The sequence below is a fragment of the Nocardia sp. NPDC060220 genome, from assembly GCF_042727815.1.
Classification (GTDB): Bacteria; Actinomycetota; Actinomycetes; order Mycobacteriales; family Mycobacteriaceae; genus Nocardia.
The window spans coordinates 1-6,465 of sequence record NZ_JBHWZY010000374.1 but is presented as its reverse complement, the minus strand read 5'-3'; the positions used below and the strand labels follow the sequence as shown (position 1 = coordinate 6,465).

The following is a 6,465-nucleotide window of genomic DNA, read 5'->3' as shown; positions in this document are numbered from 1 at the left end:
AGGATGATGCGCCACGACACCACGTCGACAGCGAGATGGTGAATCACCAGCCACATCAGGTCGGGTCCCGAGCCGTGGAGATCCCGCATCCAGACGGCTTGAACGAGCACACCCTTGCCCGGGTCCAATCGATCGGCGGCCTGCTGCAGGTGACGGTCGACCTCGGCGGCGTCCCGTCGCTCGAGGCGAACATCGACAAGCGCGGCGTCCGGGTCGACCGCGTTCGGCTCGAGTACCTCGACGTAGCTATCAACCGAATCGCCGCGCAAGACCGCGCGCAGCATGTCGTGGCGGTCCAGCAGGGATCCCACTGCGCGCACGAGGCCCGCTCGATCGACCCCATCGGGCAGCTGCACGAGCGCGGCCTGCGCGAATCGGTCGTAATGACCCCGATCCAGCATTGCGCACATGATCGGCGACAACGGCAGCGGCCCGACGCCGCCGCCGGGCAACTCGGCCAACTCGGGCGTATCGCTTGATTTCGTCGCCGTGGCCGCCAAGCCCGCAACGGTCTTGTGCACGAACACATCCTGTGTGGAGAAACTCAGGCCATCGGCTTTGGCCCGCGCCACCAGCTGGATCGACAGAATGCTGTCGCCGCCCAGGGCGAAGAAGCTGTCGTCCGCCCCGACCAGAGGCACGCCGAGCACCTCGGTGAACAGCCGTGCGATCGCCTTCTCCCGGGCGGTGGCCGGCGGCCGGCCGGCCGGCGCGGTCCCGAACTCCGGCTTCGGCAGAGCGCTGCGATCGAGCTTGCCGAAGGCGTTCACCGGGAGGCTGTCCAACGCGATGATCACCGCCGGAACCATCTGCGGCGGCAGCGAATCACGGGCGAAGCGCTGGAGTTCGAGCGGTTCGATCCGACGGCCGCTGACCGGGACCACATACGACGCCAGCACGGTCGTGCCCGCGTTGTTGTGCACCGGCACCGTCACGGAAAGATCCACGTCCTCGTGTGTGGTGAGCGCGGTGTCGATTTCACCCGGTTCGATCCGGTAGCCACGGATCTTGACCTGGAAGTCGCCGCGTCCCAGCAATTCCAGCGCCATCTCGGCGTTGTCGCCGGTCCAGCGCGCGATGTCGCCGGTGCGGTACATCCGCTCGCCCGCGCCGCCGTACGGGTCCGCGACGAACCGGGCGGCGGTTTCGACGAACAGATGGCTGTATCCGCGGGCCAATCCCGGCCCGGCGAGATACAGCTCGCCCGCGGTGCCGTTCGGCACCGGTTGGAGCGTTCGGTCCAGCACCATCGCCGCGACGCCACGAAGGGGGCCACCGACCAGGTGGGCGTGACCGGGTCCGAGCACGCCGCCGGCGGCGGTCACGGTGGCCTCGGTGGGACCGTATTCGTTGTACATGGACAACGACGGCGCCCACCGCTCGATGACGTGCGGTGGACAGACGTCGCCGCCGACCACGAGCACGCGCACGTCGGTCGCCGGATGCGGGTCCACGGTTGCCAGCATCGTGGGCGTCAGGGTCAGGTGGGTCACGTGCTCGTCGGCCAGCAGTCGCGTGAGCGGCTCGCCGCCGGTCACCTCGGGCGGCACGATCACCAGCGCGGATCCGCTCGCGAAGCAGGTCAGAAACTGTTCCATGGAGGCGTCGAAACTGGGCGAGAGCGCATACGACACCCGAGAGGTCGCGTCTATTCCGTAGGTGGCGGCGCGGTCGGCAATCAGATTCGCGAGGCCGGTGTGGGTGACCTGAACGCCTTTCGGCGTTCCGGTGGATCCCGAGGTATAGGTGATGTAGGCGATATTGGACGGGCGCAGTGGCCGGATACGGTCGTAGTCGGAAATCGGCCCGCTGTCGGCGCCGCCTTCCCCCAGGGTCGCGGGATCATCGAGAACCACGCAACGCGTCGCCGGTGGGACTCGGTCGCGCAAGTCGTCGATCGTTATCGCCACGGTCGCGCCGCTGTCGGCGATCATGTGTTCTACCCGCTTGCGCGGGTACTCGGGGTCCAGCTGGACCACCGCGGCCCCACATTTCGCGATCGCCCATGTCGCCACCACGGATTCGACCGAGCGTCGCAGCATGATCGCCACCGCCGCGTCCGGGCCACAACCCAGAGCTATCAGATGCCGGGCCAGCTGGGAGGATCTGTCGTCCAGCTCGCCGTAGGTCATCGTCTGCCCGGCCGAGACGATCGCGCACGCACTGCGATCCTGGCGCGCGCTCTCGGTCAGAATCTCGGGAAGCAGCCGTGTTTCGACTCCGATCGGCCCCCGCACCCGCGGCAGGGTGGACCGCTCGTGTACGTCGAGCAGCGACAATCCGCTGACTCGACATTCCGCTCCCCCGGCGAGGAACTCGTGCAGGAACATACGGAACCGCCGGTGGTGGCCAGCGAGCTCGTCCGGGGTGTAGGCGTTCGGATTTCCCTGGAAATCGATATGCGTACTGTCTTTGCCCGCACCCGGGTAGATATTGACGAAAAGGTCGGCGGTAGGGCCTGAGGTGAGGACGTTGAGGCGGCCTGTCGTGTTGCCGAGCACAACCTCGTTCTCGATCAGCATCAGGTTCACGGCAGGCCCGAAGGACGCCGCCTCGTCGCGCGCGATCCCCATATCGTGGAATATGTCCTCCTGGCGGTAGCGCTGCCGCCGCAGTGCACTCGTCAACTCACTTTGCACCGCGGCGATCAGTTCACCGACGTTGCGGCCGGCCACCCGCACCCGCAGCGGCACCACGTTCGCCACCATCCCCCCGGAACGGCGCAGCACGGCGGAGTGCCGACCCGAAACCGGCAGGCTCAGCATCACTTCGTCGCTTCCGGTCATCCGCGCGAGATAGGCGGCGAACGCCGCGACGATGGTCGGAGCCACGCTCTGACCATGTTCGAGCGCGACGCTTGTCAGCAGACGCGCGGTGGCGTCGGGCAGCTCTGTGCTGACCAGCGCCGGATGGATGGTGGGCTTGCCGACGCGACCGGCCAGGCTGACGGCGGGCGGCGCGCCTGCGAGATGCTCCAGCCAGTAGTTGCGGTCGTTGTCGAAACGTGTCGAACCCCGGTACGCCAGGTCCTGCTCGACGATGACCTCCAGGTCCTGCGCCGCGCACGATGCCGGTTCCTCGGACTTCACCCAAGCGTTGTACAGCTCGGTCATCCTGTGCAGCATCGTTACCGCGGCGAATCCGTCGAGCGCGATGTGGTGCGCGCGCTGGTACCACAGGACATGGTCCTCGCCGACCCGGAACACGATGCTCGTCACGAGGTCGTCGTTCAGCATGTCCAGCGGAGCGGAATAGTCCTGAGCCATCATCGCGCGCGCGGTCGCCACCGGATCGGCATGATGGCGCAGGTCCACGACCGATACCGGACCTCCACGGTCCTCGTCGACGAACTGACAGGGCTCTCCATCGACCTCGATCAGTCGCGTATGCCCGGATCCGAACTCGCGACTGGCGGTTCTGCAGGCCTCGGCAAGCAGTTCGGCGTCCACCTCTCCGACGACCTCGACGTATTGGGCCACAGAAATCGGTGACGATTCGGTGAGGTGCTGGGCAAACCAGATCCCCCGCTGCGCCGCCGTCAGCGGAAAGATTTCGAATGACGGGTGTCCGCTGCCGTTGGACCCAGCACCGGAACCGTTACCGGAATCCTTTTTTTGGGAATAGCGGAATGAGCCGATTTCCAACCGCTTCGACCGGTCCTGACTGTCATCGATGCGACTCTTTCGGCCCATTTCGACCTCCCCTCTTACAGCTCACTTCAAGATGTCGATTATATAGCCGCAAAGTTGCCGAATCCGATTTCCGGAACCTTTCAACATGGTCACGAACACAGAAAGGACGTTTAGGACGTCGCCGCCGTGGCGATCGGCATCCCGACCTGGCCGACCCCTGTTCGACATCCTCTCCGATGGGCCGTCCCAACCGTCCGCCCAGAGTCGGATCACCCGCGGTACATGCATCGGGTACCGAATTCAGCACGATTCGGAATCGATCCACAAAGGTGGCGCAGACACTTGCCGCACCGCTCCGATCGCTATACCGTGTCGTGGGGGATGTGGACCGAACTCCCCGGCCACAGCATTCCCGAACACGTGAATGCCAATAGTTAACTGCAATGATTCTAGCGCTGGTCGAAGAAACCGACGCATCGCAGGATCATCGAGAAGTTATTTGATTTGCGATGCTAAATATCCGCTCGCCCTCGGATGGCGAGCGGAGAAAAGTCCATTTTGCGAAATTTATTCTGCAACTATGACAATTCGCCTGGCTCGACAACGAGCCCACTGTCACAACAAGCATTGTTCGAGGAGCGCGCAGATCAGAAAGGGCGCTTGGATCGGATGACCGCCGCGAGGTATTCGTAATCCGCGGCCCGCGCGGAAGACCCTCGATACGCGAGCCCGATCGTGCGACCGGGAGCGGGGGCCGTGAAGCGGGCGGTGCCCAGATTCGCGCGCGCGGTCTCGGCGGCCACGGCCATCTCCGGGATGAGCGTCACCCCGAGCCCGCCGGCCACACACTGCACGACCGTGGTCAGCGAGGCGGCACGGGTATCGCCGACCGTCCCGGGTTGCACGTCGGCCGAGCGGCACAGGTCCAGAGTCTGATCGCGCAGACAGTGGCCCTCGTCGAGCAGCAACAGCGGCAGGTCGGCGAGCGCGGGCGCGGCCAGGTCGGTGCGGCCGGCCAGCTCGTGCCCGCGGGGCGTGACCAGCACGAATTCCTCGCTGTAGAGGGGGATCTCGACCAAGCCGTTGGCTTCGGTCGGCAGGGCGAGCACCGCCACGTCGAGCACACCGGTGCGCAACCCGTCCAGCAGCCGCGCGGTCTGGTCTTCCACCACCTGGGGTAGCACCCCGGGCAGTTTGCGGCGCAACTCGGGCAGCAGTTCGGGCAGCACGTACGGGGCGACGGTCGGAATGATGCCCACGCGCAGTGTGCCGCCGAGGGTGTCGCCGGTCGCCGAGGCGACGAATCGATCGGCGGCTTCCAGGGTCGCCATGGCCTGCGGCAGCAGTCGCATTCCGGCGGCGGTCACCAGCACGCGGCGGGTGCTGCGCTCGATCAGCTGGAGCCCGAGTCCGTTTTCCAGTGATGCCAGTGCCTGCGATAACGTGGGTTGACTCACAGTCAAACGCGCTGCGGCGGTGCCGAAATGCCGGTATTCGGCGACGGCCACGAACGCACGCAGCTGCGACAGGGTTGGCTGATAAGTCTGATCACTCACACCTATCAGTGTACGACCAGCAATCGGCTTTACCTTTCAGTAGGCTGACATCAACCACACCACGAATGAGGAGACGAAGCATGGCTCTGCTGACCATCGGCGACCAGTTCCCGGCATACAACCTCAAGGCCGTCATCGGAGGCGACCTCTCCAAGGTCGACGCGCAGCAGCCCGACGATTACTTCACCCAGATCACCAGCGACGACCACGCCGGCAAGTGGCGCATCGTGTTCTTCTGGCCCAAGGACTTCACCTTCGTGTGCCCGACCGAGATCGCCGCGTTCGGCAAGCTGAACGAGGAGTTCGCCGATCGTGACGCGCAGGTGCTCGGCGCCTCGGTCGACAACGAGTTCGTGCACTTCCAGTGGCGCGCACAGCACGAGGATCTCAAGACCCTCCCCTTCCCGATCCTGTCGGACCTCAAGCGTGAACTGGCCACCGCCTCCGGCGTTCTCAACGCCGACGGCGTCGCCGACCGCGCCACCTTCATCGTCGACCCGAACAACGAGGTGCAGTTCGTCTCGGTGACCGCCGGTTCGGTCGGCCGCAACGTCGACGAGGTGCTGCGCGTGCTCGACGCCCTGCAGTCCGACGAGCTGTGCGCCTGCAACTGGAAGAAGGGCGACCCGACCATCAACGCGGGTGAGTTGCTCACCGCCAGCGTCTGAACCACTTCCCCACCGAAACACCCTGAAGGAGCCCCACTGTCATGAGCATCGAGAACCTGAAGAACTCTCTTCCCGAGTACGCCAAGGACCTCAAGCTCAATCTGTCCTCGCTGGCCCGCACCACGGTGCTCAACGAGCAGCAGCTGTGGGGCACCCTGCTCGCTTCGGCCGCCGCCACGCGCTCGGCGACCACCCTGCGTGAGGTCGCCGAAGAGGCCGCCGACGTGCTCTCGGCCGAGGCCTACGACGCCGCGCTGGGCGCCGCGTCGATCATGGGCATGAACAACGTATTCTACCGCGGTAAGGCGTTCCTGGACGGTCGCTACGACGATCTGCGCGCGGGCCTGCGGATGAACATCATCGGCAACCCCGGCGTCGACAAGGCCGACTTCGAGCTGTGGTCGTTCGCGGTGTCCTCGATCAACGGCTGCGCGCACTGCCTCGAGGCGCACGAGAAGACGCTGCGCGAGGCCGGTGTGTCGCGTGAGGTGATCTTCGAGTCACTGCGTGCGGCGGCGATCGTCGCCGGTGTCGGCCAGGCGGTCGCGTCCACCGAGGCGCTGGCTTCGGCTGCCGTCTGATTCGTCGGTTTCGCGCCTGTTTCGAGGC

4 protein-coding genes are annotated in these 6,465 nt (G+C 65.6%); 2 read left to right on the top strand and 2 right to left on the bottom strand.

The window, feature by feature from the left end:
* Positions 1 to 3,644 (bottom strand): amino acid adenylation domain-containing protein (locus ACFWF3_RS19855; RefSeq protein WP_379314790.1); only part of this gene is annotated, 3,644 nt, incomplete at its 3' end.
* 635 nt (positions 3,645 to 4,279) lie between these two features.
* On the bottom strand, positions 4,280 to 5,188 hold the full coding sequence (locus tag ACFWF3_RS19850) for a hydrogen peroxide-inducible genes activator (protein WP_379314789.1): 909 nt from the start codon (positions 5,186 to 5,188) through the stop codon (positions 4,280 to 4,282).
* A gap of 80 nt (positions 5,189 to 5,268) precedes the next feature.
* On the opposite strand from ACFWF3_RS19850, the gene ACFWF3_RS19845 reads away from it, so the two are divergent.
* Together ACFWF3_RS19845 and ACFWF3_RS19840 are read left to right on the top strand one after the other, a co-directional pair.
* The gene (locus ACFWF3_RS19845; RefSeq protein ID WP_378988580.1) at positions 5,269 to 5,856 is read left to right on the top strand and encodes a peroxiredoxin; all 588 of its coding nucleotides are present in this window, start codon (positions 5,269 to 5,271) and stop codon (positions 5,854 to 5,856) included.
* 41 nt (positions 5,857 to 5,897) lie between these two features.
* Positions 5,898 to 6,437 carry a carboxymuconolactone decarboxylase family protein gene (locus ACFWF3_RS19840; RefSeq protein WP_378626640.1) on the top strand — a complete coding sequence of 180 codons (540 nt, stop codon included), beginning with the start codon at positions 5,898 to 5,900 and terminating at the stop codon, positions 6,435 to 6,437.
* Positions 6,438 to 6,465 lie beyond the last annotated feature (28 nt).

Excerpts from the sequence above, each read along its gene's own strand:
- ACFWF3_RS19845 (WP_378988580.1), top strand. The coding sequence starts at position 5,269 with ATGGCTCTGCTGACCATCGGCGACCAGTTCCCGGCATACAACCTCAAG.
- ACFWF3_RS19840 (WP_378626640.1), top strand. The coding sequence starts at position 5,898 with ATGAGCATCGAGAACCTGAAGAACTCTCTTCCCGAGTACGCCAAGGAC.